This window comes from Sediminibacillus halophilus (genome assembly GCF_900103695.1).
Classification (GTDB): domain Bacteria; phylum Bacillota; class Bacilli; order Bacillales; family Amphibacillaceae; genus Sediminibacillus; species Sediminibacillus halophilus.
Genome location: NZ_FNHF01000001.1, coordinates 42546 through 68606, shown reverse-complemented (window position 1 = coordinate 68606; position 26061 = coordinate 42546). Strand labels below are relative to the sequence as shown.

Genomic DNA, 26061 nt, shown 5'->3' with positions numbered 1-26061 from the left:
AAAGAAGGGGTTTTTAAGAGGTTATTGCTTTGCATAAAAGGCCGAGAATGCAGCAATGCCCTAGATGATAGCACCAAAAAAAGACGAGGTTATTCTTACTTAGTTAATTTCCAAAATAATCTTTCCTACACTTTTCCTGGATTCCAATAGCTGATGTGCTTCGCTGGCATTTCTCAATGGCAGCTTCTTACCAACCTTTATATTAAGCTGTCCGGTTGTCAAGTAATGTAAAACACCTGCAGCTGTTTCTTGCAGGATTTCAGGTCGTTCTTTCCTGGTCGTACCTAAACTGAACCCGAGAACAGAACGACAGCTTGCATGCAGCTGTTTTGCTTCGACAATACCAGTGCTTCCACTTGAGTTTCCAAAGTGGACTAGCCTTCCAAAGTGGGATAAACAGTCGAGACTTTCTTCGAAAATACGTCCGGAAACAGAATCTAGAACGATATCAACACCTTTCCCCTCCGTAATCTCCTTTACTCTGTCAGCAAAATGCTCGTATCCAATCACATGGTCAGCTCCTGCGTCTTTGACTACCTGTTGTTTTTCCTCCCTGCTAACTGTCCCAATAACAGTACCAGCTCCCATGATTTTCGCCAGTTGTACGGCCGTACTCCCTACACCACCGGCTGCCGCATGAATGAGCACCGTTTCCCCTTCATTTATCCGGGCAATCCATTTCAATAAATGATAACCTAGAAATCCGACAGTAGGGCAAGCAGCAGCACTCGTAAAGTCTAATTGTTCTGGAATAGGGAAGGTCAGCTTTTCGTTCGCTACTGCATATTCTGCATAAGAACCAAGACGAGGAAAACAGATGACCCTGTCTCCCGGTTTGAACTGTTCTACCCTGCCTCCGACCTTCACTACTTTTCCTGCAGCATCCAGCCCTGGTACAAATGGCATAGAACCCTTCCATTTCCTCCCCGATCGGTTTTTAATATCAGCATAATTCACACTAGTATGAACCACCTCGATAAGCACTTCGTTTTCCTTTATTTTTGGTATCTCCATTTCAACATGCTCTAGTACTTCAGGTCCACCAAATTTATTGACTACGATCCCTCTCATCTAATCCCCTCCAAAATTCTATCCTCTCAACCTGTAATTTCTTGTTCCGCCTTCTTTATTCCTGCAATGGTCCATAACTAGATTAAGGATCTTCTCTTATCGATTAACGGAATAGCAGCAGGCTTGTTGACGAGGATCAGGCTAACACGATGACCTGCTTACTAAGAATGGAGGATTTCCTCGAACAAACCAAGACGATTGCCCCAAGGATCCATGAAAGATGCCCAATTTACCGGAACTTCTTCCCTGGAGTGGATTGAAAATCTATTTACTTGCAGCCTTTCCAGCAGTCTGTTCCTTTCTTGCTCGATGGATGCTGTCTGGATACGTAAAGGACCATTGCCGACTGCAGGCTCTCCTTCTGCTACTTGCAGCCAGCAGCCAGGAAGCAATTCCCATTCGGCAAACCCGTGATGAGGTTCAAAATCCGGCTGCTTTTGCAAAAAAGCAGCATACCACTTCCTGCCCTCTTGGAAATCTTTAACTCGTACTTGAAAAGTAACGGTCTCGATCATGTTATTCCCCTCCTTATAGTAGGTCATTTTTGATGACCAAACCTGTTTCCAGGTATATTTTAAGAAGTGTCATAGCCTCTCCCCAGCCTGAAGCACAAAATAAGCTGGTCTGTATATCAAGGTTGGAAAGGGAATACCCTTTTTCTTCTAATTCTACAATGGTGCCTGCTTCATAGGCCTTCAATAGAAATCTGACCACTGTTTCTGACTCACCAGGTTTCCACGAAAACACAAATAACTTATCGGTATCCATGGCTGTAATTTGGCAATATTCTTCTATCCACTGTCTCTCTTCCCCAAAATTTTCCCAACACCATCGTAAAGTCCCTTTGCCATCCTCTGAGAGTACCAATGTGGTTCCATCCGTGAACCAGGCATTCCAGCCTTCCTCTGTCGTCAATGCTTTGTACACTACAGAAACTTGTTTTTTTATGTAGGTCCGGTGTTTGATAATAGGTGGTGTGCCTGTTTTCATTGCCAAAACTCCAAAACTTCCAGTTTTTTTCCCGACGGATCTTCGATTTCAATAAACCGTCCCGGTGGGCATGGTTTCGGTTCATCTGATACTAACTTCACTCCCTTTTCTTTCAAGATTTTGATATCCTTATCCAAATCCACTGACTCTAAGCCTAATACAATGCTATTATCCGGCGGCACCTCTCCACTTTGACTTGTTTCCAATACAATGGCTATTGGTTCCTGTTTTAGACTGACAACGGTTTCACTATAATGTTCTGATACGACAAAATTCAATTTGCCCGAATAAAAGGCTATAGCCTCTTCCATTTCCTTCACTTTAATCGTTATCACACAGACTTTGTTCAACTTTACATCTCCTCCTGTCCATTTGACGTAAATGATACAGGAACAGACTGCTCATATTTTCTTCCCGTTTGCTGTCTTATTCAATTTTTGGAAAAGGAGCAATGGCAAATTAATTAATATCGGCGGGTCGTAAGGCTGTGGGTTACGCAATGTTAGGGATACTTCCAATTCTGAATCCTCTGTTATCACTAATGGCTGCTCATATTTGGAACGCAAACAATTATCTGGTACAAAATAATCTTTTATATTTACGCTCCAAGGAAGTGCGGCAGCCATTAAATAGTAGGTGCCTGGACCAAGTCCGGTAAAAGTGCAAAAGGGGGTACTACGGGTTATCGCCGTGCCCGTAACCGGTGCCTCGTCTGGAATTTGCCGGCGGAATAACCCGACAAAAATGATACCGTTAAAAGAGAACGGAACCTTCACATGGCACGACACAGTTGGTTTCGTAGGAAGAAGGCGGTCAATCAAGCTGTATTCGGTTTGGGACTCCATAAAAACGGCAAGCCGTTTCGTTTCTGATGAAAATTGTTTGGGAGACAATCCGACATTATGTTTAAAGCGACTGCTGAATGTACCGATACTCTTAAATCCCACCTGCAAAACTGTTCGTAACACCGAATAATTGGAGGAATCTATCAATTGTTGTTTGCCTTTCTGGATTCGGATTGCAGACAGATATTGACGTGGAGAAACACCCGTCACTTCTTTAAATGTTCTTGTAAAATGATAAACACTGTACCCGGCATTTGCTGCTATCTGCTCAGAGGTAAGCTCTTCCTGCAAATGTTGTTTCATATATTCAATTGACTGAACAACGGTTTGTTCCTTATCGTCCATTGCCTCTTCTCACTTTCTGGATTCGATATCCTGAATCATTCTTCGTTTTTCTTTATGGGGATCGGCAATAATCCGATCTGATTCGTTGAAAATCTTCGTTTTCCTTACTTCCAGATCATACGCAGGCCAATCCGATCCGGGCTCCCCAGTCCTGGCAAAAGAAACCCATGCATTTTGCATTCGTGTCGACAATTTTTCCAATGACATTCCCACCTCTACCTCTAACTTCCGAAAGTAATCGAGGTTTTGAAAGACAAACGGAATTTCTAAAGCATGAACAGCTTTACCCGCATAAGGATGGCCCGGGACATGCCAGTCGAATCGGTACATCCAAACAGGTGCATAATTGGTTTGTGCTTCAGCAAATTCCAAAGCCGGTTTCCAAAAAACAAAATCGGTAATCAATCGAGCCTGTCCCTCAGCACTAGGCGGATAGTATTCTCTTATTTGATCGGCATTTTCTCTGCCTGCCATACGCTTGACGATTTCGTCCATTTTCCCTTCAGGCATCTCTTCGGCATCCGGCCTGACAAAAAATACTCCTTCATCATGGTTGGTTCCAATCATCAATGGTATATCTGCTGCCGAACCAGCAGCAACCGCATCGGTAGGGTACTGCGGGAGCGTATTGTCATCAATTGCGGGTTGAAAGAGAAGAACCGACTCATCTCCTCCATTTTCCTGATATACTTTTTCACTTGCTTTCATAAGAGAATCCAGCGATTCATCTTTTATAGCTGACAAATGATCCGGTTCAATATCCAGCATACTGATAAAGTCTTTCGCAATATGCACAGCTTGACCAGTAGGAACAACCTGGGATGCTCCGCTTTCCATAATGGCTTTGTTAAATAGTCCCTTCGCTTGCGGCATCGCAAAGAGTGAAGCAATGCTCATCGAACCGGCAGACTCTCCAAAAATAGTTACCTGCTGGGGATCTCCCCCAAAAGCGGCGATATTGTTTTTCACCCAACGCAAGGCAGCAATTTGGTCAAGCAACCCGAGATTAGCTGTAAAATGATCGTCTAATCCGGCAAGATGCAGAAACCCTAAGGCACCAAGACGGTAGTTCAACGTAACAACCACGACCTCTCCTTGTATCGCAAGCCGTGCTCCATTGTACAAGTAACAGCTTCCTGCTCCGGAAGTAAAAGCTCCGCCATGAATCCAAACCATTACTGGTAAATCCTTCTTCGATGTGTTTGGCGTCCACACATTTAGATAGAGGCAATCCTCAGACATATCCTCCGGATTGATCCCTTGCATTGCTGCATCTTCTGGAGGTTGAGGGCAGACCGGCCCAAAATCAAAAGCTTCACGGACACCTTGCCAATTTTCCGGTTGCTGTGGCGGTTCGAAACGCAATTTTCCAACTGGTGCCTTCGCATAAGGAATCCCCTTCCAACTTATGCTTTCCCCTTCGACTTTTCCTTTTAGTTGTCCCTGTTTTGTCTCTGCCAGAATTTTATCCATCTTGTATTCCTCCATCTCTAAGTTGTATATACGATCAAAGATTAATCTGATTATCGTTATTTCCGCTAATAGGGTCCTTGAGTTGTTTTTCCATGCTGTACATCCTCTTTCCTTTATATATCCTTTCCTGAAAGAGAGTAAAACCTACCCTATTCCAAAATCGCAATGCCCGTTTATTTTCTGCATGGACGGCAATTTGAATACAGTCAGTTTGCTTTTCTCTCAGCATTTCTTCAAAAGCTTGGTACGTTTTTCTAGCAATTCCTGTCCTTTGAAAATCCTTAGCAATTAGGAACAAACTGATCCACGGTTTTTGTTGGCGTGGACTCGTCATTCCAAAATCCAGAATACCGACATACCTCTTTTCATACCTGACGAGATATCGGCTTACTTTTAATTTTTGTGCCTCTGTATATTGATCGAAAATATCCTTATCATCTATATATCGTTTACCATTGGCAATCAAGTTATATTCCTGTTGAGAGTTGACTATTCTCTTTTCTACCTCCATTCTATCTGGAGTGTTTCGGATAAATTCAATCAAAACCTTATCCTCCCCGCTACTACAGCGTCTATTTTCGTCGGCTCCAAATAGCTTTCGTAAATGCGATTTTCATTCCAGCCCTTTCCATATTGCGCATGCTGGCACTTCCAAAACCCGCTTGTCCGGCAAGAAGCCGGCAGTTTCTTGATCTTGCTGCAATGGCCCGTTTATTTATCAAGGCTTTATGGACTCCTTTTCGCCTGAATTCCGGGAGGGTTGCTGCTGCAGCAAGAACAGCGACAGCTTCGTCGATATACAATACAGCAATCCCGGCAGGTTTCTCATCAACAGTTGCCAGATAGAACAACCAATTTCTATCTATCTCTAATACTTGATTATTTGCTTTAATAGCAGGTTTTAGAGCCTCTGGCATATCAAACGAATCGGCATATATGGAGGCAAAGATATCAAATTCATCGCTTTTCAGTCGACGTACGACCACGTCTCCCTCTTCCTTTTCATCCGTTACCACCGAAGAAACAGACACATAGAGGGAAGTATGGAAATCCGAATGATAGTATCCCTTTTCACTTAAAGGAGTCAGCAATTTCCGGGACACATGTGCAGGTGTTAGTTCCCAACGTGCGGGAATACCCCGCTGTTCATAAAATTCGATTATTTGGTCAAGTAGCTTAACATCGCTATCCTCCAGCCCCTTCACTGTATTAAAAGACGGACCAGGAATGCCGGCTGCCGAAAAACAAGTTGCATGGCCAAAGCATTTCAAATCAATCCCCATTGGATTGCCCTCTATCTTTTTGATTGCTGACAATCTGGATTGTAAACACGAAATTTCTGATTGCTCAATATCGTATGCCAGCTCTTTTGTCGACACCATTTTCATCGGACCTCGCTCTTGCCTGATCGAAATATGTCTTCTTCAATTAATTTCATGATGGAGAATGGCCCTGAAGATTGATTGGACGGTATGGCCATCGTTATATTCAACTGTGGATAATGAGCAGAATGAAAACTTACCCCCGGATCATAGCCCATAACTTGGTATTTCCAAGGATATTTTCCTTCCCGGTTTATCCAGACACCGTATCCATACTCCACCCCATCCTTTACCTTGATATGCGGAGTAAGCAATAGATCGGTTAAAACTTTGCTGAACAGTTGATGGTTCAAGAGCGCTTCCCAAAGCTTCATCATATCCGGAGCTGTGGTGAAGGCACCACCGTCCGCTCCCCCTTTTATTGGAATAGAATATATGTTGGTCCTCCAAGTCCCGTCGTCGTTATGTATGTATCCAAATGCTGTATTGCCAGGCAGCTGGTCCAGTGAAAAGTAACCAGAGTCCAACATATTTGCCGGTTGGAAAATATACTTTTCCACGTAATCCGAAATAGAAAGGCCGGTCTGCTGTTCAATGATTAACCCAAGCAGTATGTAACCTGCATTGTTATAATGAAACCTATTACCTGGCTTATCTTTCATCGATTTCTCCTGGAACAAAGGCAGGAAGTCAACAGGGTTCTTCATTAAATACATTGGTGTTTGTTTCCACAGTTCTTCGAAATCATCCATTTTTTCTTCGTCAAAATAGTCAGGAATCCCTGCACTGTGCGTAAGCAAATGATGGATAGTGATTGATTGGTCAAACAATGGAAAATCCATTTTCAAACACTCGCTGAGACGAGTTTGGAATGACAGGCTTCCGTTTTCGACCAACTGGCAGACAGCGATGGCGGTGAACAATTTGCACCCGGAAGCAATGCCAAATTTAGTATCATGAAAGTTAAGTCTTTGACTGGCCTTGTCTGCATAACCTCCTGCATGCTCGAACAAGGTTTGTCCATCCTTATTAACGATAATGGTTCCAGAAAATTGCTCTTTTTCAACTGCTTCTACCAAACGTGTGCTTGTTAATTGTTGCTTCATCGTTATCCCCCTTCTTTCCCTTCAACTGAGAACGCCATTCGCAGCTTCCCATCTCCCCATGGCTTTGCGGATATAGACTATCTGACCGACGTGATATGTGTGATGCAATGCTAAATGGTTGATTTCTGAAACCCATTTTTCCAGATGTGTTTCCGGACTAGCTTCGATATTTTCAATCCATTCTCCCATCAGTTGGTCTAACAATTTAAGGGTCTGATTCCATTCCGACCTGTGACCTTCAGTGAAAGTCGCTTTATTGTCATAAGCTGTTTCTTCTACAGATTCACCCTTAAATTTATCCAAATAAAGCCCATTATAGTAGATTAAGTGGTTTACTATTTCCCAAATAGAATGGTTTGTTTCCTTGTTTCTCCAGGAAGCCTCTTCAGCGTTTATCCCGTTTAACGCCGTTTTGATAGAAACAAACCATGTATCTCTGCCATAGCAAGCATTAACTTGGTCCAACAACAGTCTTTTCAGGTTCATTTTTTCTCTCCTTTTTAATGTCTGATATAAGATTATTTCCATTAAAATTCGTGTTTTCCTGCTTTTTGATTTCGCGTTATTTCATTAGTTCACTTATTTTGTCGATACGATTCGTCCACAGTCCTCCAGAATAATTTTCCGGCAATCTATTTAGGTCTGCTTTAGAATCAAAGCCCTCTGACCATTTGCCATTTCCTGCTACGACAATAACTCTGGTACCGACGCTGTCCATCCTGTTTAAAAACTTATCCGGCCAACCCCATAGCCATTTCGCATATTTTTCAGGGATATGCAGTTGGGTATGTTTGCAGGAATCAGGAATCATGCCTGTCCAGCCAACGGAAAGATAAGGAATCAGACATTTTTTTAATGTCGCTTTAGACATCACCCGCTGGTCTGGTAGTAATTCTTTTAGTTTTGCTATTGGGGCATTACCGCCATAGACTGTCAGCCTTTTTCTTTGGTTGTCGCCTATGCTTTTAAGAAGGTCAGCCATTTGTTCCCCTTCAGCAGGATCATCACTTTTTATATGAATTAAAAACAACTGTTCAGGAAAAGTGGTCAAAACTTCTGTCATTGAAGGCATCATACCAATCCCTTTTCCCCGGAATGGATAGCTCTCCCCATTATCTGAAGTATAGCCATAACCAATATCGATTTTCTTCAACTCTTCCATGGTGTATTCAGATGGCTCTCCATCCACATTCGTCCGGCAATCCAGCGTCCAATCATGAAAAACGGCAAATCGCTCATCCTTTGTGGGACGAACATCGAATTCAACCATATCCGCGCCATACTCGAACGCGGCTTTCATGGAAGGAATTGTGTTTTCAAGAAAAGCATGCTCTGGTGGATAAATCTGCTCAGCCGTACAAGTCTGACCTGTTAAATCTTCAATCGAGAACGTCTGTGCCACACCACGGTGAGCGAGAAGAAAAGACTGCCCTGTTCGGGCTTTCGTAAAAAACGAACTATTATTCAAAAACATGAATACCGCCAACAAAACAAGGACCATTCCTATTATTTTTACTAGTTTATAGGTGTTCATTTTGTGTCCTCCAATGATATAGCTAACCATTTTATAAAAAACATGGTCTAGAAATAGAGACCCTCACTTAAATAGCAGCAAAACTCTATTGACCCTTTTTCTATTGTTCCAATTCCCTACTTCATTGCCTCCTTATTGAAATTGATAAAGCTGTCCCTCTTGTTCCAGTATCTCCATCTCCCGGATCTGCCCTGCCACCACTGCACCAATTACAAGAATCCCGTATTCGATCACATATTCTAGCCGCTTCTTATCGATTTCTCTCCAAAGTAGCATCCGTGTGCTGTCTGCCATTCCAAGTCCTGAATCCATTGCTTTTCAGCTTCTGTTATAGACTGTTTATCTCTCAAGGAGAATCGCCAGGAATTCAGTTTGTTCTCCTCATCCTATTCATGTGTAGGCCTTATATTCAAAGGAGAGTTAAAGGTAAACTGGCCAGCTTAGTGAGTAACTTCATAATTGATTATTTCCACGCTATAAACAGCCATTCGATTGATTTCCAATTATATTTGGAAAGAATCCGCCTAAGTTTTTCTGGTGTCATTTCCTTTTTGATTCCTACTGTTACCTGGGATACAAAGCCATCCTCCACGTTGGCTAGTTGTTCGGTAAGACTGTCAAATCTATCACTCCTCCACTATAAAACGAAACGCTTTTGAATTTGTTCCATCTCTTCTTTAAAAAATAAAAAAAGAACGGGAATCTCCGTTCTCATTTTACTATAATATGCCAAATGCATTACCTTTTTTAATAGAGTGGTTGGAAATACAACGACAGATACTCCCTCACATGTTCTTTGGATTACCGAATAAGAAGGATCGTCCCCGCGATATTCGAAGCACCTAACCGAACCGAAGTATTTACTTCATCAATTTAAAATGAAAAACCAGACGAATTTGAATTCCAAGAAATTCAAACTCGTCTATTTTGGCTTGAATATATACTTTTATTACCTGCTTCTGAAACTAATCTAAAAGCCGATTGTTTTCGTCCACATTTATCGGCCTAGCTGGCTCTGCTCGGTCACCAGGAAAAAAAGCCCCATCTCCTCCGCACACCGTACAAGTATACTGCCATTCTTCATCATCGGCGAGCATCCCTGTTCCTTCACATGCCTTACATACATTTTTTCTATTCACCATATGATTCTCTCCTTTTATCAGGTTTTGGCGGCGTTCTGCCGCTCTCTTACCCAGTTGATCAGTCCGCCTTTGAGCATCATTTCAACCTGACGGCCAGACAATGCATGTTGGACAGCAATTGTTTGATTTTTTCCTTTAATCGAGATGCTGAACTCATTACCTTGTTGAATCTTGTTTCGCAAATCAGTAAGTTGCAGCACATCGCCTTGATTTATTTTGGCATAGTCTTCTTCGTTTACAAAGGTCAAAGGTAAAATTCCGAAATTGACCAGGTTTTGCCAATGGATCCTTGCAAAATCTTTTACTAACGCTGCACGCAAACCGAGAAATCTAGGCGCTAGTGCTGCATGCTCCCGGCTCGAACCCTGCCCATAGTTAAAACCACCGATTACAGCATGCCCCCCCTTTCCCTTGATTGCCATGCTCCGTTCGTAATAGGATTCATCAACAATCTCAAAGGTGAATTTGCTTATTTCCGGCAGGTTGCTGCGAAAAGGCAATACACGAGCTCCTCCTGCCAAAATTTCGTCGGTAGAAATATTGTCGGCCATCTTCAACAGAACCGGAAGCTCAAGCTGATCCGGCAATTCATCCATCTCAGGGATGGAAGCAATATTCGGGCCCTTATAAAGTTCTACCTGTCTTGCTTGCTCTGGATCAAGTGGGGCATCCAACAAATTCATGTCAATGGTCGGCTTTTTTGGCTTTTTGATTTTCGGGTAATCCATTTTTAATGTTCTCGGATCCGTAATGACCCCAGTTAGTGCTGATGCAGCAGCCGTTTCCGGACTGCAAAGAAACACACTGTCCTCTTTGGTTCCAGATCGTCCCGGAAAGTTTCGGGGGGTAGTCCGAAGACTGTTTCTACCAGTTGCCGGAGCCTGACCCATTCCGATACAGCCGTTACACCCTGCCTGGTGTAGCCGTGCGCCAGCCTGCAGTAGATTTGCAACATGCCCTTCATTGACTAAATCCGTCAGCATCTGCCTCGAAGTAGGGTTGATATCAAAAGAGATTCCATCCGCAATTTGTTTCCCTTTCACGATTTCTGAGGCGATTGCAAAGTCACGAAACCCTGGATTTGCAGAAGAACCGACATACGACTGATAAATTGGTTCACCGGCAATTTCCTTTACGGGCACTACATTGCCGGGGCTGGATGGCTTGGCTATTAACGGCTCTAATTCGGAAAGATTGATTTCCTCCTCCAAATCGTACGTTGCATCACGGTCCGCCTTTAATTCCATCCAATCTTTTTCACGATCCTGATCGTTTAAAAACCGCTTTACTTCCTCGTCAGATGGAAAGACCGTACCCGTGGCACCCAATTCCGCTCCCATATTTGCAATTACATGCCGATCCATAGCGCTCAAGTTTTTTAAACCTGGTCCGTAATATTCAATGACTTTGCCTACGCCCCCTTTCACATCATGGCGCTTCAGCAATTCAAAAATAACATCCTTGGCGCTAACCCATTCCGGCAATTCACCGGTCAGTTTCACTCCCCATACTTTCGGCATTTTCACATAGAACGGCTCACCGGCAATAGCCATGGCTACATCGATTCCACCTGCCCCCATGGCGAGCATACCCATACAACCATTTGCACAAGTATGGCTGTCCGATCCAAGTAGTGTCTTCCCCGGCTTTGCCAATCGCTGCATATGCACCGGATGGCTGACACCATTACCGGGACGGCTGTAATATAAACCAAAACGTCTTGTTGCACTTTGCAAAAATAAATGATCATCAGGATTTTTACTGTCTACTTGGATAAGATTATGATCGACATATTGGGCGGAAGCTTCCGTTTTTGCATAATCGAGTCCCATAGCTTCCAGCTCAAGCATCACCATAGTGCCAGTAGCATCCTGTGTTAACGTTTGATCAATACGGAGACCTATTTCGGTTCCCGGTATCATTTCTCCGGACATCAAATGTTCCTTAATCAATTTTTGTGTAACATTTAAAGGCATAGATCAACCTCCTCAAAATACTTGCTATTATCATTTTGGTTCTAATACGAAAAACTATGCTCTCAGGAGGCAATTAAGGGAATTATCTTTTTGTTGTTGAGAAATTTTTCTGTACAAAAAAAGCTGAAAACAGCCTCCGGCTCTTTCAGCACACTTTAGTTTGCAATATCCACGTTATGTAAATTAAACACGCCTTTATTTATAGTTGTTTCATCAATAGAAGCTCATCACGGATGGGAATACCATTTTCAGCCTTCATTGGAATTTGGGGCTTTATCATTCTGGCTCGATCGATGGCGTTCTGATAAATCTTGATTATCCGGTAGCCCCTCCGCTGGTAAAAGCCAAGTGCAAGGATGTTGTCATTACTTGTGACAAGCTTCACACGCGTACAATTCATGTTTTTGGCCATATCTTCCGCCAACGTTAGGAGTCGAGTACCGATGCCACGTCGCTCCAACACACTGTCCAATGAGATTATTTCACATGTTTCCCCAACAATTGTATAGGTGATCATGCCGACAATTTCTTTACCTTTAGCAACTGCTGCAAAGCCGGGAAGCTCATCGCACTGGTAGGTTCCGTTCACAATAACCATTTCCGGACTCCCCCAATGATCTCTAAAAAAGGCGGTGATTATCTGTTTATCTAATTGACCCAATTTTACGAACTCCATTTATTTCTCCGCTTTCATAATCTTCTTTTCAAATAATGCAATCTCCCTAAACCCGTCGACAAATTGAAGCTGCTTGCATGGGATACCTGCTTCTATGTAACTTCTCACCATTTTCCATTCGGCTTGTTTTGACTTTCTTTGAAAAACATCAAAAAACAAATTTGCTGTATCAAGCGGCTTTCCTTCGATTATCAAAGTTGCAGAGATGATGGCAATTGCCACATTTTCACCAGTGGATATCTTTGCATGGACAGTCAACACCCATTCAGCTGACTCCTTTAACTGCTTGAATGCTTGTTCCCATCCCTCGAGGGACTGTTGATAACCAAAATCGACGACTTCTGAACCCCTTGCTTCACGAGCTTGATAATCGTTTGAAATATGCTTTTGTAATGCCTCCAGGGAAAAATTCCTCCATGCGTCAAGATAGCTTTCCAAGTATTGTTCGAACTCTCTATTTCTACTCCCTGTTCCACTTTCAGATGGAAGCAGACTGTGCGAATTTTTATAAACAGGACTTAGTTCACTCCATACATCAAATTTATTTCCGTCTAAATCGTAAAAGGTAAAATTGTTACCTGGATGTCCCCTATCCTCAATCGCCCCTACTTTGGCCCCTCTTTCCTTTAACTGCTGCCGAATAGCTTGAAGTGCCTCGATTCCGTCTACTTCAAAGGTGATAGAGAAACGTTCTTTTCCGGCAGTATCCAAAAAATTAGCCGTTTGTTTTTCCCCTGCTTTTACAAGAAAAAAACTTTGGTCTGCTAGATTAATGATTGCTTTTTCTTCATCCTTGTAGGATAAGTCAGCATCCAAATTGGTCACGTACCATTCAGAAGCTATATTCACATCTGCTACCGGCAAATAAGTCGTACCTACTCTGATTAATTTGTTGTCCATTTGCAACACTCCTTTATTACATTTTAATCAACTAAGAAAAATAAGAGCTACCGTGATTAATGCGATTTGGTAATGGATGCCTTAAAAAAATACTATTTTTCAATCTATCGGCAAAATAGCCCACCTTGATGAGAAGACAGTTAATGAGTAGTATTACTACAAAACTAGCGGTTTTCCCTTCTTTTTTACGATACCATAGTACTTTTTATTGAATTGCCTTTTTGGTCAGGTCTTACCACGTCTTCTGTCATTTAATAAACAGGAATGGTTATTGCCTTGAATAGATCCCCCTAAAAAAAAGTCGAATGCCCTCTAGGAGCATTCGACTTCATTTACACCTTTCTCAAACTGATCTTTTCCGTAAGGTGGTCTTTCCCTTTTTTGAAAATAATCGTCGAGCGGTACTTGGTGGGTGATATATTCAGTTCCAGGTTTTTCTTGTTTATCCGGTTCCAAATATCAGCAGCTACTTCTTCAGCTTCCTCGTCGCTAAGATTGGCATATCGATTGAAATAAGCATTTGGATCCTTAAAGGCTGATTCTTTTAAAATCTTAAAACGCTCTATGTACCATCGTTTGATATCCACTTCATCTGCATCCACGAATAATGACATATCAAAAAAATCAGAGACATATAACCTGGAAAGCATTTCATTGGTGACCGGCGTTTGCAGGACATTAATCCCTTCAATGATCACAATATCTGCTCCATCTACCTCGATATAATCTCCCGGTACGATGTCATACGTGAAATGAGAATAAACCGGCGCCCGTACGTTGTCCTTGCCAGATTTCAAATCGCTCAAAAAATGGATGAGTTTTTTGATGTCATAGCTTTCCGGAAACCCCTTTTTGTCCATCAATCCTTTATTTTCCAATGTTGCGTTTGGATACAAAAAGCCATCGGTCGTCACGATTTGCACTTTCGGGTGTTCTGGCAGCCTGGATAGAAGCGACTGCAAGATCCTGGAAGTAGTACTTTTTCCTACGGCTACACTTCCGGCAACTCCTATGATATACGGTACTTTTCGTGTAGCTTGTCCAAAGAATTGATCTGTCACAGAATGAAGCTGTTGGGAAGCATCGATATAAAGATTCAGCAACCGTGTTAGCGGCAAGTATATCTTTTCTACTTCTTCCACGGATAATCGTTCATTGATTCCCTGAAGTTCTTTTATTTCAGCTTTTGTGAGTGTCATTGGTGTATTGAAACGGAGCTTTGCCCACTCTTCCCTTGTAAAGGAAATATAAGGGGAAATTTTTTCAGAAACCATGAATATCTACCTCTGCTAGTTAATTGACATACTTCTACATCATACTATGTCGTCTGTTATTTGAGAAGGGACGCGCCTTATTTTTTGTCGTTATTTATCCTTTGTCTTGTTAATGGGCGGCTTCTCCTTCCAGGAAGTGGTGAATATCGCGGGAAAAGCTTTGTTTTTCTTCCAGAAACGGATAATGATTACTTTTATCATAGGTGATGAACCGAGAATTCGGGACAAGTTCATTTATTTCTTTCGAAAACTCCAACGGGCATTGGACATCATATTTTCCACAAAGAATCAAAAGATTCGAATGACAGTAAGGAAGTTTGCTTCTTACATCATATATAGCAAGTTCACGGTTGAAAAATTCGATTCTCACCTTAGAGAGTTTTTTCTTGATTGGTTTGTCAAAATTTTGTTCGTATGTTTCCGGGGAATATAAGGACAGTTTTGTCCTTTCCCTTGTCAGAGCTTTTCGTTGATTTTCCTTAAGATCTGCTTTCTTTAACATTTCAATTAATTGTTGCATCCGTTGGAAATCCGGATGGTCGGGATGATAAATACAAAAAGGGGATATGGTATAGTCTCTTGCGGCAGCTCCGACTATCACCAATCCTGTCAAGCTGTCCGGAAAATAAATACCATACACCAAGCCGAGCATGCCTCCAGTCGAATGGCCGGCAAAGTACCAGGCTTTAAAACCGAGCGCTCGTCTGATTGCCTCCAAATCCATCACTGTCTCCAGCATGCTGAGTTGGTAGAACTGCTCTGCCCTGACCGAAGATCCAGTTTCCCGGAGATTGATTAAATACACTGAGTTACTTCCTGTAAAGGTATCGGCAAAGTAATCACCGGTTTCATTAAACGTTGAATAAAGATGGGTTATGCAAATCGGTTCCCCATCCCCTTTGAAGAATAATTCAAAACTTCCTCTTGTCGTTTCAACTACTTGTCTTTTCCAAAGCAATAGGATTCACCACCTTTCCTTCTATAAGTGTAATCCTTTTCACTATTCTACCAGAAAAATCCTTTTGGCTTCATCCAATAAAACTGGCAGGAAAAATTCAGAATAACAGCAAGCGAATTAGTCATGGTGAACATTCATGGACAGGGAGAGGTCCAAATGGAGTCCTTCTACTCTACCAAATGGAAACCTACCGTACGGAACTTCAAGAGGCAGTTGCGTCCCTATCACAGAGGAAACAGCGTCTCTCGAAACAATCAAAGAATTGTTAGAACTGCAACCAGGAATAATAAAAGAACGGTATAGCGATCGAATGGAGGAGACTTTTCCTGCTAAAGAAATGGGGATGGATACAATCGAACTCGTGTTAATCCGAACGACTTTCCATGAAGGCCTGCATTTACAGAAAGTGATGGGCATCAGGCATCAGCTCTCCAATACTATTCGGAAACATGCATAAAAACAACCCCGATATTGCCAGCCTATTGACTGGAAATAACGGGGCACAGCAATTTTTTATTCCACCGTGTTTTTCAGCGACTTATCCCTTTCGTGTCTGGTAATTGCCAACTGAATTAGTTGATCAATCAAATCAGGATAAGACAATCCGCTTACTCCCCAAAGCTGTGGATACATACTAATTTTCGTAAAACCAGGCAGTGTATTTACTTCATTCAATACTAAAGAGCCATCTTTTTTCAAGAAGAAATCAACTCTTGCCAATCCCTCACATTCAAGCAGGTGGAACACTTGCAGGGCTGTGTCTTTAATGTTCTGTATTTCTTTTTCGGACAATTTCGCAGGGATTTCGAGCACGGCTCCATTTTCATCAATATATTTCGTTTCATAGGAATAAAAATCCCCTTGCGGAAGGATTTCACCCGGAAGCGAAGCCTTTGGTGCCTCATTACCTAAGACTGCACATTCTACCTCGCGCCCCTCCACGCTTTCTTCAATCAATACTTTATGGTCGTAAAGGAACGCCATTTCGATTGCTTTTTGGAAGGCTGCTTCATCGTTTACCTTACTAACACCTACAGAAGATCCCTGACTGGCAGGTTTGACAAAGACAGGCAACCCTAACTGTTTTTTTACATCGCCAAAAGACACCGTTTCTTTTTGGTGCCTTCTCACAGTTACTGACTTTGCCACCTCGATACCAGCCTGATGCAATAATTTTTTAGCTATATCTTTATCCATGCATATTGCCGATCCGAGCACATTTGATCCGACATACGGTAAATTGGCCAAACGCATCATTCCTTGCATACTGCCATCTTCACCAAGCGTACCATGCAGAATTGGAAAAATGACATCAAGCTGCTCCAGCTTGACTGTCTCATCCAGATTCCTCATCTGTTGAGTGTCTTCCCCAGGAATGATAGCAATATGCTGATTGGATTTATTTAACTCGATTAACTTAGGATTTTCCTCATTCATTAAATAATGGGATTGGTTATTTAAATGCCATTTGCCTTCTTTATCAATCCCGATTAAAGTTACTTCGTACTTCTCTTTATCTATGGCTTCGACGATATTTTTTGCTGATTGCAGGGATACCTCATGCTCTGCAGATTTACCGCCAAATATCAAACCTACCCTGATTTTTTTCTTCATGTCTGCCTCCTATTGCCTCATATTGTTTCTTCTATATCATATCAAAACAAAACAAACTTGGTTTCTTTTTTAAAAAATTACTTACGACATTCTTTAAAGTATCTTTAAGCATTTTACTAAGCCTGTTTTCTGTTATCATCCGGCCTCTGTAAAAACACTCAACGTCCATTAATATGGAACTACTTTTATCTTGAACATGACGGATGTAAGGACCGTTCCATTTTTCAGATCATTTCCTATTGTTCCAGCAGCCATTCAAACCAACTGCCATGTCCGTCAGTCCTTCCCACTGTTTCGTGGCTTTCTTTTCCTTCTGAGACCCTGTCTATATGAAGCAGCCGGTCAGACATATTATTATATATATGGAAGATGTCTCGATATCTACTGATGCGTTTGATGCAATCTTTCAGCTTCTTTTTTTCTGAAGTAGGGATTTGATTCGCGACATGTGTGTGAAATACACAAATTGTTGAATCTAAAGGGATTCCAGCAGCTACCTCTTCCAACAGGTCTACCCCGTTTCCTTCCATTAATGTTAAATTTGATGCTTCATTTTCCCATTGCACGACCGCCTGTTCAAAAGCTGTTCTCCTTGTGTGATGCTCCGGCCAGATCAACGCCTTTAACCAGGCATAATCCTCCGGATCATTAAGGTGATTGATATGTAAATCAACACCAATTCTTTTCGCTACTGGCGGACTTTCCTTTATCAGTAACGGAAGCTGTCCTCCTCTCATTTCAGCAGTCAATACTAATTGAGCGTTTGCATTTCCTACAATTGAACCATTATCATACCGGTAAGCATATTTGTCCCATAACAATTGCAGTCCCGCGCTGCTCCCTAGTTCGATAAGCGACAGAGGCTGTTTGGTTTGCCTGTAAATATGGCAAAAGATCGGATAGAGATAAGTACAGCGTCTTACCTCATTTGTTTGCACCAATTTTTCAATAAGCAGTTGTTTTATTTCTTTTTCATTTTTTAGACAAAAATCCTTGAACCAATAAAACGCTTCTTCTGGTTTATCTGGAACAGTCGTCAGGCTGGCGTAAAACCTTTTCAGTGGATGATCGTTTCGTTGTAAAAGGTAATGCACAGCACCAAGTAACAAGTTCGGCGTTGGCTGGTCTTCTCTGGCATGCTCGCTCAATCGCAAAAGCTCGTCGTCATTGGCAATCTCAGTCGCCAGACATTCATATAATCTGCTTGACCCTCTGCATTCATAGAGGGAAAAATTCTGAAATCTTTCGGATAAAAAATCTCTCAATCGTATGTACCCCTTTTCCAGTCATTTCACTTATTTATTTGTATACCTTCGTTTTTAAAAAACGATCTCCTTCATAGTGAATAAAAAGGATAAGCCAATAATCTAGATCTAGGATTTACCACTTGTGAAAACGGGGGACTTGAGGAAGTAATCGAGATAAATATATGTAGACATAACAAAGGGACTGTCCCCTGACTATTTTAATGCCTATGGGGACAGTCCCTTTCCGATTTAGGAACAGTGGCAGCAGAGTTGATGGTCACTCTTTTTCACACGATGGATTTTGCTATAACCTTTTTTCAACTGACTAAACAACTCTTTTGTTTCCGAAAGCAAGGATTGCTTTTCGGTTAAATAAATATGATTTTTTGATATTTGGGTAATCAATTCAACGGCCAGCTTTGGTTCATGCTTCATCAATCTGCTGTAAGCTTCATCATCTATCCGTACAAACTCAACAGGGGATACACTCTCAACATACATATGCTTTGTAAAAAACACGGACCGATCACCAAAAAATTCGCCAGCCCCTACTATTCTCGTTCTGCACGTTTCCTTGTTGAAAAGACGAACAAATCCACTAGTAATAAAATACACAGCATTTGCAGGCTGTTCAAAAGAATAGATTAGCTGACTTTCCTCAGTGTCCCCGATTTCCCCATACGCTGATAAAGTCTCATAATTATATTTCCATTTATCCCCTATGTGCTTACGTTTCGTCCATTGCATATATATGCCTCCTTTAATTGTAATTATTTTTATTACATTTAAGGCGTACGTTCTGTATAAGGATTTACAGTTAAAGTTCACTAACAATTTCTGAAATTTGCTTAGACGGCTGTTTTTTCACCAACATTGCTACATCGTTTATACTATAACCAGCCAAGAAACTTTCTAACTGTTTTTCAGCATTCCCGAAAATCGTTGTTAAGGTATTCTTCATATTTGCCCCTACTACACAGTCAGGATTTGCAGGGGTACATTTAGGGATCAAAGTACCTTCGGAGGTTATTTTGTATATTTCGTGAAGTCCTACATCTTCGGGTTTAACCTGCAAAATAAAACCACCGCCACACCCTTCTTTCGTGGCAATGTATCCTTGCTTACGAAGCAAGCCTAATACCTTCCGTACCCTGACAGGGTGAACAGCAGTACTCTCTGAAATAGCATTACTTGTAGCCATCTGACCAGGATGCAATGCCAGATAAGTTAAACTGTGTACGGCCAAGGTGAATTCACTGTTCACTAATAATCCTCCCATTTTTACAATCATACATATCGCTTGTGCGTAACTGTAATAATATTTATTTCAGTTCTTCCTGTCAACCTTTTAACCTTGGAAAATTATTTGTAAAATAGTGGTACCCTAATCATTTACAGCTTGCCCTTGTCAGGAAAGGCCCCAAGCAAAATAAAACGCTTGAGGCCTGCCGGTTTTTGCTATTAAATTTCCTCTGTGCCTTGTTCTCCATTTATCGAGTAGCTCACGGTTAATTCCGCATTTACGGAATGCGCTACTGAACAATATGTATCTTTTGATAATTGAATGGCTCTCACTACCTTGTCTTCGGGCAAATCCCCCTCCAGGACATAATGAACATGAATAGTTGTGAACCTTTTTGGATGCTCTTCTGCACGTTCGCCGTCAATTTCCACTTCAAATGACGCAGGTTTCAGTCGCATTTTTTTTAAGATAGAAATGATATCGATAGAGGTGCACCCAGCTACAGCATTTAACAGTAATTCCGTTGGCCGTGCTCCGCTATTTTCCCCTCCAACCTCTTCGGAAGCATCCATATGTACCTGATGGCCGGAGGGGGTAGAGCCAGTAAAAGACATGTTCTTATTCCATTTTATACTGTTTTTCATACTCCTGCTCCTTTCGATCGTCTCTAACTACTATTCTCCCTAAGGAGAGATTTATACTTTTCCAGTAATTAACTGTAAACAAAGTGTCTATAGTGACTTAGAACACCCTGTTTGACAAGTTTTTCATCAAGCATAAGCCGGTCCATAAAATGCACTGCTGCCACCCAGACGGTTGACTAAAACTTGAGGGAGTAAACGTTGGAACCAGACAATATTCCTTCAAAATGCAAGAATTTACCTGTTTTACAAAAGAAAAACCGAACGTGCCCTAGACTTGGTTCATAGATCATCGTTCGGCTTTTGCTTTGACTAAGATGTCCTTGTACGCCTTTCTTTTTACGAGTTGGCAGCCTCTTTTGCGATGGCTGTAATCAATTCCGCAACTTTCACCAGTTCGCCTACCGGCATCCGTTCATTGGTTGTATGGATATCTTCATATCCGACAGCTAAATTAACAGTAGGGATACCATGGCCGGCTATCACATTTGCGTCACTTCCACCTCCACTTTCCAGCAATTGACTCTCTCGCCCAATAGATTTTGCTGCTCTGCGGGCGACTTCTACCACATTGTCTCCAGCTTGCTGTTTATAGCCCGGATACATGACTTTTATATCTAAATCGACACTTCCTCCAAATTCAGCAGCTGTTACTTCGAATGCCTGCTTCATTTTTTTCACCTGGGCCTCCATTTTTTCGGGGACCAGGGAACGAGCCTCTGCCAGTATTTCAACATGGTCGCAAACAATATTGGTTTTCGACCCGCCCTCGAATCGGCCGATATTGGCAGTTGTCTCTTCATCGATTCTGCCAAGGGGCATTTTCGAGATAGCCTTTGCTGCCAAAGTGATGGCTGAAATGCCATTTTCCGGAGCCACACCCGCATGTGCTGTTTTCCCCTTTACCACTGCATTGATCTTCGCTTGTGTTGGAGCAGCTACGATGATATCTCCCACCGTTCCGTTACTGTCTACGGCATAACCATAAGAAGCGTTCACCAAGGAAATATCCAGTTCCTTTGCTCCAACAAGACCGGATTCCTCTCCTGCAGTGATGACAAACTGGATGTCACCATGATGGATGTCATTTTCTTTCAGCAGTTTGATTGCTTCCAACATTGCCGCTAAACCGGCTTTGTCGTCCGCCCCCAAAATCGTTGTACCATCGGAAACGATATAACCGTCTCTTACGGAAGGCTTGATATTGTTACCAGGTACAACGGTATCCATATGGGATGTAAAGTATATCGTATCAGCTTCCGGTTTAGTTCCTTTCAACGTACATACTAAATTGTTGGCCCCATGTCCGGTCTTCGCTTTGCTGTCATCTTCTACGACTTCCAGCCCAAGCTCCGTGAATTTCTTCTTCAATACTTCTACTATTTCTTCTTCATGCTCCGTTTCAGAATTCACCTGGACAAGTTCCAGAAATTCTTCCACGATGCGTTCCTGATTCACTTCTGGCATATATCACGTACCTCCTCGTTGTTTAAAAAGGACATTATTGCCTTCTTCCTCTTACGTTACTGAAAATCGTGAGTCTCTGTCAATTTTTTCATCCTGTAATGCCTTAACAATATACCAAGATGCACCCTTCTTTAGAACTCCTTTATCAGCCACGCCGAGACGGTACCACGATGGTGGACGAACTGGTTAAACGCCAAAACTATATCGTTCACCAATTGTTATCCGTTCATGCTGTCACTTTTCCATTATCATATGATTTTCGAATCACCTATCTCCGCATGCCTATTCTACTTATCTTCGCTATTCATCTTATACATTTATGTGATCAAAATAAGTCCATTTATTCTCCTTCCTTACCTTGATGCTGACATAACTCGATTAACACTCGGCTGGCGTTTGCAGGATGGAGAAAAGCGATCTGACTATTATCAGCACCCGCTACCGGTGTTTCGTTTAATAAGCGTATGCCTTGCCGTCGATACTCGGACAATCTCTCTTCTAAATCATCCACTTCAAAGGCAAGGTGGTGCACACCTTCTCCTTTTTTGTCAAGAAAGCGGTGTATGGATGATTTTTCATTCAATGGTTCAAGTAGTTCCAAACGCGTTTCCCCTATTTTTAAGAAGGCAACTTTGATTTGTTCTGAGTCAACCTTCTCTACTTTCTCCACTGTCAGTCCAAGTACATCCTGATAAAAAGGGAGTGATTCATTTATTGCCCGTACAGCAATTCCTATATGCGCGATTTTTTTGGGCGATATGGATTCAGAGCTGACAAGACGTTTAATGTAAGAGGCTAGCGCATCTGTCGTAGCGCCACTGGTAAATATTTTTTTAATTCCCTTTTTTTCCAGATAAGGGATGTCTTCAACTGGTATAACACCGCCGCCAATGACCGGAATATCGGCAGCATTTCTTGACCGCAATGCTTCTACCACTTTGGGAAACAGTGATCGATGTGAACCTGACAAAGAAGAGAGACCGACAACGTCGACATCCTCCTGAACGGCAGCCTGGGCTATTTGTTCTGGCGATTGTCTCAGCCCTGTGTAAATGACTTCCATGCCGTGGTCACGCAAAGCCCGAGCTATGATCAAAGCACCTCGATCGTGACCATCCAATCCGACTTTTCCGATCAATACACGAATTTGCTTCATTCTATTGCCCACCTTTATATTCCGTTGTATTCCCCGAATTCTTTTCGAAGTGTGTTGCATATTTCCCCAATCGTGCAATACGCCTTCACTGCTTGTAAAATATACGGCATTAAATTGATGCCAGGATCGGCTGCAGCTGCTTCCAGCTTATTCAGACAACGATCTGCCTCTGTAGCATCGCGTTCGATTCTGACTTGCTGCACTGCCTTTCTCTGGTTTGCCTCAAGTTCTTCATCCACCTTCAACAAATCCGGTAGTTGTTGTTCTTCTTCAACAAATTTATTAAGACCAATAACTATTTCCTCTCCAGATTCTATTTTCATTTGGGTTTCATATGCTGCCTGTCGGATTTCCCGCTGCATATAACCAGCTTCAACGGCCTGAACAGCACCACCCAACCCGTCGATTTTTTCAATATATTTCCATGCACGTGAAGCTATTTCGTCTGTTAAGGATTCCACATAATAGGAGCCGCCCAGGGGATCAATCGTATCGGCAGCGCCGCTTTCATTTGCAATGATTTGTTGTGTCCTTAATGCAATCCTTGCTGACTCCTCGGTAGGAAGGGAAAGTGCTTCATCCCTTGAATTGGTATGAAGACTTTGCGTACCGCCCAAAACCGCTGAAAGCGCCTGTAATGCAACGCGGACAATATTGTTATTTGCCTGTTGGGCAGTCAATGTCGAACCACCTGTCTGTGTGTGAAACCGCAGCTTCCAACTTTTTGGCTCCTTAGCATGGAATCTGTCTTTCATGATTTTAGACCAAATCCGGCGTGCCGCCCGAAATTTTGCTACTTCTTCAAAGAATTGGTTGTGCGCGTTAAAGAAAAACGCAAGACGAGGTGCAAATTGATCGATATCAAGCCCGGAAGCTAAAGCTGCGTCCACATAAGCTATCCCATTAGCGAGTGTAAAAGCGATTTCCTGAACTGCAGTAGACCCTGCCTCCCTAATATGATAGCCCGAGATACTGATGGTATTGAAGCGGGGAAGCTCCTCCTGGCAATAAGCAAAGATATCAGTAATCAAGCGCATAGAGGGCTTGGGAGGAAAAATATAAGTTCCACGTGCAATATATTCTTTTAAAATGTCATTTTGAATGGTGCCTGTAAGCCGAGCTGGCTCCACGCCTTGTTTTTCTCCTACTGCTATGTACATGCATAGTAGTATGGAAGCTGGCGCATTTATCGTCATAGAAGTGCTGACTTTTTCCAATGGAATCGAATCAAATAGGGTTTCCATATCATGTAACGAATCAATAGCGACCCCCACTTTTCCAACTTCCCCGTCAGCCATACTATCATCGGAATCATAACCGATTTGGGTCGGAAGATCGAAAGCGACTGACAAACCGGTTTGCCCTTGTTCCAATAAATAACGGAACCGTTGATTGGTTTCCCGTGCTGAACCGAAGCCGGCATACTGCCGCATCGTCCAATATTTGCTGCGATACATGGTCGGCTGGATTCCACGGGTGTAAGGATATTGGCCGGGAAATCCTTGTGTTTCCTGATACTCTTCTTGTGGGTGCTTTGGAGCGTATAGTAGGTCTATCGGGATACCGGAGCTTGTCTCGAAAACTTTCTGTCTTTCCGGATAGCGTTGTACCGTTTTTTTTACAGCATTTTCCCACTCCTGTTTATTGGCTGAAAACTCCTGTTCCTTGCCCATACGAATCCTCCTTTGTCTATCTATCCATTCCCTTTCCAGATAGCCGATCCGAGAATCTTTTACGCTTCATCTATTATATATATAAAACTGTTTGAATATTTAATTCTCAAGGGGCTTGTCCATTTTGCGCAATCGCGGTAAAATACAAGTAGCTACAGGGGTGAAGGAGGAAATTCAATGGCTAAAAACCACAAGGACCAAACAATGAAACGGAAACCGTCTAAACGGGAAAGACGGATTAAATTAGTTATTTATATTATGATTGTCGCCATGGTATTGTCGACTGTGACAATGGGATTGGCTATGTTTATATAAAAAAAGGGCTGGCACTGCATTATCTTTTTAAGTTCAACAGTGACAGCCTTTTTCTTTTGCAAACAATCATACATCACTCGGTTTAAAGGTCTTTTTTAGCACAAGGTATTGCTCGATTTCATACAGCAAACGGAATAAGTTCGCCCTCGTTTCAAACTCGACTCTTGTTTTTGGCAAATCATCCTTATCGAATGTTTTACGCAATTCTCGCAACGTTTCCAAATGAAGTTTTGCGGTATTACCAGGGTGAACCGCTTCAGCCAGTTCATCAAAAAAATTCGCCATCCGGTAGTTTTGTTCATACAGCCTGTCCATTTGACTGACAAGCGGTAGCATTCGGCGCAACAGCTCAAATTGTTTACGACGCATAATGAAATAATCAAAAAACGTATGTTTATCTCTTAATAAGTGATTTTCAATATCCCTCGCAACAAGCCGTTCTGCCTTATCCAACAATTCATCAGTCTCGGTCAACTCTTTCCCTGTCCAGGTTTCACGACCTTCCCGCAAGTAAATGGCTATTTCCTTTAAAATGGTACGAAAATTCTCCTCGACTTTTTCCTGTAAATCAACCAAATTGTTTTCTAAGCTGGGCATATATAAATTTAAAAGAAGAGCTGTACCAATTCCTATCACGATAAGAAAAAATTCATTTACCAATAATGAAAAGGTTATCTCGCCGGAGCTGTACAGATGCAAGATAATTACCGAGCTGGTCACAATTCCCGGGGTCAGCCTCAATAGAACGGTTGTTGGGATAAATAAAACTAGTAATATGCCGATGGCCAATGGATGGAAGCCGATCGTTTCGAAAACGGCAAAAGAAAAAATCATTGCCAGCAAGCATGCACCAAAACGATGCCACGATGTAAGCATCGATCGTTTACGTGTAGGCTGAATGCACAGTAAAGCAATAATCCCGGCAGAAACAAAATTTTGAAGCTGTAGTAATTGAGCCAACCAAATTGCTATCGGTGTCCCGGTAGCCGTTTTTAATGTTCGGTATCCTATTTTCACGCTGTATACTCCTTACTAGCTTATTGAACAAGGATGATGAGAGAAAAAAACCTTGTCACAAGCGTGGCAAGGTAAT

The 26061-nt window shown here is 42.2% G+C and carries 28 protein-coding genes and 1 pseudogene; 2 read left to right on the top strand and 27 right to left on the bottom strand.

The features are described from left to right. Positions 1-99 precede the first annotated feature (99 nt). From BLR82_RS00350 to BLR82_RS00270, 18 genes and pseudogenes are all read right to left on the bottom strand, one after another. On the bottom strand, positions 100-1071 hold the full coding sequence (locus tag BLR82_RS00350; protein WP_074597045.1) for a quinone oxidoreductase family protein: 972 nt from the start codon (positions 1069-1071) through the stop codon (positions 100-102). Positions 1072-1232: 161 nt separating this feature from the next. After that, positions 1233-1586 (bottom strand): VOC family protein, encoded by a 354-nt coding sequence (locus BLR82_RS00345; protein WP_074597044.1) that lies wholly within the window; start codon positions 1584-1586, stop codon positions 1233-1235. Positions 1587-1599: 13 nt separating this feature from the next. Continuing rightward, entirely contained in the window at positions 1600-2061 is a 462-nt protein-coding gene (locus tag BLR82_RS00340; RefSeq protein WP_074597043.1) for an SRPBCC family protein, read from the bottom strand. Then, positions 2058-2411: a VOC family protein gene (locus BLR82_RS00335; RefSeq protein ID WP_074597042.1), complete on the bottom strand. Its 354-nt coding sequence runs from the start codon at positions 2409-2411 to the stop codon at positions 2058-2060. The genes BLR82_RS00340 and BLR82_RS00335 overlap by 4 nt, the downstream gene beginning before the upstream one ends. 51 nt (positions 2412-2462) lie before the next feature. Next, positions 2463-3251, bottom strand: a complete 789-nt coding sequence (locus BLR82_RS00330; RefSeq protein WP_074597041.1) for a helix-turn-helix domain-containing protein — start codon at positions 3249-3251, stop codon at positions 2463-2465. Between the two features lie 9 nt (positions 3252-3260). Next, positions 3261-4724 (bottom strand): carboxylesterase/lipase family protein, encoded by a 1464-nt coding sequence (locus BLR82_RS00325; protein ID WP_074597040.1) that lies wholly within the window; start codon positions 4722-4724, stop codon positions 3261-3263. Between the two features lie 34 nt (positions 4725-4758). Then, on the bottom strand, positions 4759-5268 hold the full coding sequence (locus BLR82_RS00320) for a GNAT family N-acetyltransferase (protein WP_083334661.1): 510 nt from the start codon (positions 5266-5268) through the stop codon (positions 4759-4761). A 28-nt stretch (positions 5269-5296) separates the two neighbouring features. Next, entirely contained in the window at positions 5297-6112 is an 816-nt protein-coding gene (locus BLR82_RS00315) for a GNAT family N-acetyltransferase (protein ID WP_074597039.1), read from the bottom strand. After that, positions 6109-7152, bottom strand: a complete 1044-nt coding sequence (locus tag BLR82_RS00310; protein ID WP_074597038.1) for a serine hydrolase domain-containing protein — start codon at positions 7150-7152, stop codon at positions 6109-6111. Before BLR82_RS00310 ends, BLR82_RS00315 begins: the two co-directional genes overlap by 4 nt. 21 nt (positions 7153-7173) lie before the next feature. Then, positions 7174-7638 carry a DinB family protein gene (locus BLR82_RS00305; RefSeq protein WP_074597037.1) on the bottom strand — a complete coding sequence of 155 codons (465 nt, stop codon included), beginning with the start codon at positions 7636-7638 and terminating at the stop codon, positions 7174-7176. Between the two features lie 76 nt (positions 7639-7714). Continuing rightward, positions 7715-8686, bottom strand: coding sequence for a glycerophosphodiester phosphodiesterase family protein (locus tag BLR82_RS00300; RefSeq protein WP_074597036.1), 972 nt, complete (start codon positions 8684-8686; stop codon positions 7715-7717). Positions 8687-8818: 132 nt separating this feature from the next. Beyond that, positions 8819-8998, bottom strand: coding sequence for a hypothetical protein (locus BLR82_RS00295; protein ID WP_074597035.1), 180 nt, complete (start codon positions 8996-8998; stop codon positions 8819-8821). Between the two features lie 653 nt (positions 8999-9651). Continuing rightward, a complete protein-coding gene (locus BLR82_RS20905) occupies positions 9652-9828 on the bottom strand; it encodes a hypothetical protein (RefSeq protein WP_175486732.1) in 177 nt (58 codons plus the stop codon). A 17-nt stretch (positions 9829-9845) separates the two neighbouring features. Continuing rightward, positions 9846-11804: an aconitate hydratase gene (locus BLR82_RS00290; RefSeq protein WP_074597034.1), complete on the bottom strand. Its 1959-nt coding sequence runs from the start codon at positions 11802-11804 to the stop codon at positions 9846-9848. 199 nt (positions 11805-12003) lie between these two features. Then, positions 12004-12480: a GNAT family N-acetyltransferase gene (locus tag BLR82_RS00285; protein ID WP_074597033.1), complete on the bottom strand. Its 477-nt coding sequence runs from the start codon at positions 12478-12480 to the stop codon at positions 12004-12006. Between the two features lie 495 nt (positions 12481-12975). Beyond that, positions 12976-13380 (bottom strand): annotated as a pseudogene (locus BLR82_RS20510) (VOC family protein); the annotation flags it as partial. 332 nt (positions 13381-13712) lie between these two features. Further along, on the bottom strand, positions 13713-14654 hold the full coding sequence (gene coaA / locus BLR82_RS00275; protein WP_074597031.1) for a type I pantothenate kinase: 942 nt from the start codon (positions 14652-14654) through the stop codon (positions 13713-13715). Between the two features lie 109 nt (positions 14655-14763). Further along, positions 14764-15612 (bottom strand): alpha/beta fold hydrolase, encoded by an 849-nt coding sequence (locus tag BLR82_RS00270; RefSeq protein ID WP_074597030.1) that lies wholly within the window; start codon positions 15610-15612, stop codon positions 14764-14766. Positions 15613-15748: 136 nt separating this feature from the next. On the opposite strand from BLR82_RS00270, the gene BLR82_RS00265 reads away from it, so the two are divergent. Further along, complete coding sequence (locus tag BLR82_RS00265) at positions 15749-16069, top strand: hypothetical protein (protein ID WP_074597029.1); 321 nt, start codon at positions 15749-15751, stop codon at positions 16067-16069. A 56-nt stretch (positions 16070-16125) separates the two neighbouring features. Here the strand turns inward: BLR82_RS00265 and ddlA are convergent, their stop codons facing one another. The 8 genes from ddlA to BLR82_RS00225 all read right to left on the bottom strand — a co-directional run bounded on the left by ddlA (position 16126) and on the right by BLR82_RS00225 (position 24653). Beyond that, the gene (ddlA, locus tag BLR82_RS00260; RefSeq protein WP_074597028.1) at positions 16126-17226 is read right to left on the bottom strand and encodes a D-alanine--D-alanine ligase; all 1101 of its coding nucleotides are present in this window, start codon (positions 17224-17226) and stop codon (positions 16126-16128) included. A gap of 236 nt (positions 17227-17462) precedes the next feature. Further along, complete coding sequence (locus BLR82_RS00255; RefSeq protein WP_074597027.1) at positions 17463-18497, bottom strand: DUF2332 domain-containing protein; 1035 nt, start codon at positions 18495-18497, stop codon at positions 17463-17465. A 225-nt stretch (positions 18498-18722) separates the two neighbouring features. Beyond that, a complete protein-coding gene (locus BLR82_RS00250) occupies positions 18723-19220 on the bottom strand; it encodes a Crp/Fnr family transcriptional regulator (protein ID WP_074597026.1) in 498 nt (165 codons plus the stop codon). Positions 19221-19290: 70 nt separating this feature from the next. Further along, positions 19291-19737, bottom strand: coding sequence for an RrF2 family transcriptional regulator (locus BLR82_RS00245; RefSeq protein WP_074597025.1), 447 nt, complete (start codon positions 19735-19737; stop codon positions 19291-19293). Between the two features lie 197 nt (positions 19738-19934). Continuing rightward, positions 19935-20360 (bottom strand): OsmC family protein, encoded by a 426-nt coding sequence (locus BLR82_RS00240; RefSeq protein ID WP_074597024.1) that lies wholly within the window; start codon positions 20358-20360, stop codon positions 19935-19937. Positions 20361-20696: 336 nt separating this feature from the next. Then, entirely contained in the window at positions 20697-21824 is a 1128-nt protein-coding gene (locus BLR82_RS00235; protein ID WP_074597023.1) for a M20/M25/M40 family metallo-hydrolase, read from the bottom strand. A gap of 340 nt (positions 21825-22164) precedes the next feature. Continuing rightward, the gene (gene mce / locus BLR82_RS00230; RefSeq protein WP_074597022.1) at positions 22165-22980 is read right to left on the bottom strand and encodes a methylmalonyl-CoA epimerase; all 816 of its coding nucleotides are present in this window, start codon (positions 22978-22980) and stop codon (positions 22165-22167) included. Positions 22981-22994: 14 nt separating this feature from the next. After that, positions 22995-24653, bottom strand: a complete 1659-nt coding sequence (locus BLR82_RS00225) for an acyl-CoA mutase large subunit family protein (protein ID WP_074597021.1) — start codon at positions 24651-24653, stop codon at positions 22995-22997. A gap of 177 nt (positions 24654-24830) precedes the next feature. On the opposite strand from BLR82_RS00225, the gene prli42 reads away from it, so the two are divergent. Continuing rightward, positions 24831-24968, top strand: a complete 138-nt coding sequence (gene prli42, locus BLR82_RS20670; RefSeq protein WP_139186861.1) for a stressosome-associated protein Prli42 — start codon at positions 24831-24833, stop codon at positions 24966-24968. A gap of 66 nt (positions 24969-25034) precedes the next feature. On the opposite strand, the gene BLR82_RS00220 is transcribed toward prli42, so the two are convergent. Next, entirely contained in the window at positions 25035-25985 is a 951-nt protein-coding gene (locus tag BLR82_RS00220; RefSeq protein WP_074597020.1) for an aromatic acid exporter family protein, read from the bottom strand. Between the last annotated feature and the right edge of the window lie 76 nt (positions 25986-26061).

Excerpts from the sequence above, each read along its gene's own strand:
- BLR82_RS00350 (WP_074597045.1), bottom strand. The coding sequence starts at position 1,071 with ATGAGAGGGATCGTAGTCAATAAATTTGGTGGACCTGAAGTACTAGAG.
- BLR82_RS00290 (WP_074597034.1), bottom strand. The coding sequence starts at position 11,804 with ATGCCTTTAAATGTTACACAAAAATTGATTAAGGAACATTTGATGTCC.
- BLR82_RS00285 (WP_074597033.1), bottom strand. The coding sequence starts at position 12,480 with ATGGAGTTCGTAAAATTGGGTCAATTAGATAAACAGATAATCACCGCC.
- prli42 (WP_139186861.1), top strand. The coding sequence starts at position 24,831 with ATGGCTAAAAACCACAAGGACCAAACAATGAAACGGAAACCGTCTAAA.
- BLR82_RS00340 (WP_074597043.1), bottom strand. The coding sequence starts at position 2,061 with ATGAAAACAGGCACACCACCTATTATCAAACACCGGACCTACATAAAA.
- BLR82_RS00315 (WP_074597039.1), bottom strand. The coding sequence starts at position 6,112 with ATGAAAATGGTGTCGACAAAAGAGCTGGCATACGATATTGAGCAATCA.
- BLR82_RS00305 (WP_074597037.1), bottom strand. The coding sequence starts at position 7,638 with ATGAACCTGAAAAGACTGTTGTTGGACCAAGTTAATGCTTGCTATGGC.
- BLR82_RS00240 (WP_074597024.1), bottom strand. The coding sequence starts at position 20,360 with ATGAAAAACAGTATAAAATGGAATAAGAACATGTCTTTTACTGGCTCT.
- BLR82_RS00295 (WP_074597035.1), bottom strand. The coding sequence starts at position 8,998 with ATGGATTCAGGACTTGGAATGGCAGACAGCACACGGATGCTACTTTGG.
- BLR82_RS00325 (WP_074597040.1), bottom strand. The coding sequence starts at position 4,724 with ATGGATAAAATTCTGGCAGAGACAAAACAGGGACAACTAAAAGGAAAA.
- BLR82_RS00235 (WP_074597023.1), bottom strand. The coding sequence starts at position 21,824 with ATGCCAGAAGTGAATCAGGAACGCATCGTGGAAGAATTTCTGGAACTT.
- BLR82_RS00265 (WP_074597029.1), top strand. The coding sequence starts at position 15,749 with ATGGACAGGGAGAGGTCCAAATGGAGTCCTTCTACTCTACCAAATGGA.
- BLR82_RS00225 (WP_074597021.1), bottom strand. The coding sequence starts at position 24,653 with ATGGGCAAGGAACAGGAGTTTTCAGCCAATAAACAGGAGTGGGAAAAT.
- BLR82_RS00300 (WP_074597036.1), bottom strand. The coding sequence starts at position 8,686 with ATGAACACCTATAAACTAGTAAAAATAATAGGAATGGTCCTTGTTTTG.
- BLR82_RS00345 (WP_074597044.1), bottom strand. The coding sequence starts at position 1,586 with ATGATCGAGACCGTTACTTTTCAAGTACGAGTTAAAGATTTCCAAGAG.
- BLR82_RS00330 (WP_074597041.1), bottom strand. The coding sequence starts at position 3,251 with ATGGACGATAAGGAACAAACCGTTGTTCAGTCAATTGAATATATGAAA.
- BLR82_RS00310 (WP_074597038.1), bottom strand. The coding sequence starts at position 7,152 with ATGAAGCAACAATTAACAAGCACACGTTTGGTAGAAGCAGTTGAAAAA.
- ddlA (WP_074597028.1), bottom strand. The coding sequence starts at position 17,226 with ATGAAGAAAAAAATCAGGGTAGGTTTGATATTTGGCGGTAAATCTGCA.
- BLR82_RS00250 (WP_074597026.1), bottom strand. The coding sequence starts at position 19,220 with ATGCAATGGACGAAACGTAAGCACATAGGGGATAAATGGAAATATAAT.
- BLR82_RS20905 (WP_175486732.1), bottom strand. The coding sequence starts at position 9,828 with ATGGTGAATAGAAAAAATGTATGTAAGGCATGTGAAGGAACAGGGATG.
- mce (WP_074597022.1), bottom strand. The coding sequence starts at position 22,980 with ATGAAGCAAATTCGTGTATTGATCGGAAAAGTCGGATTGGATGGTCAC.
- coaA (WP_074597031.1), bottom strand. The coding sequence starts at position 14,654 with ATGGTTTCTGAAAAAATTTCCCCTTATATTTCCTTTACAAGGGAAGAG.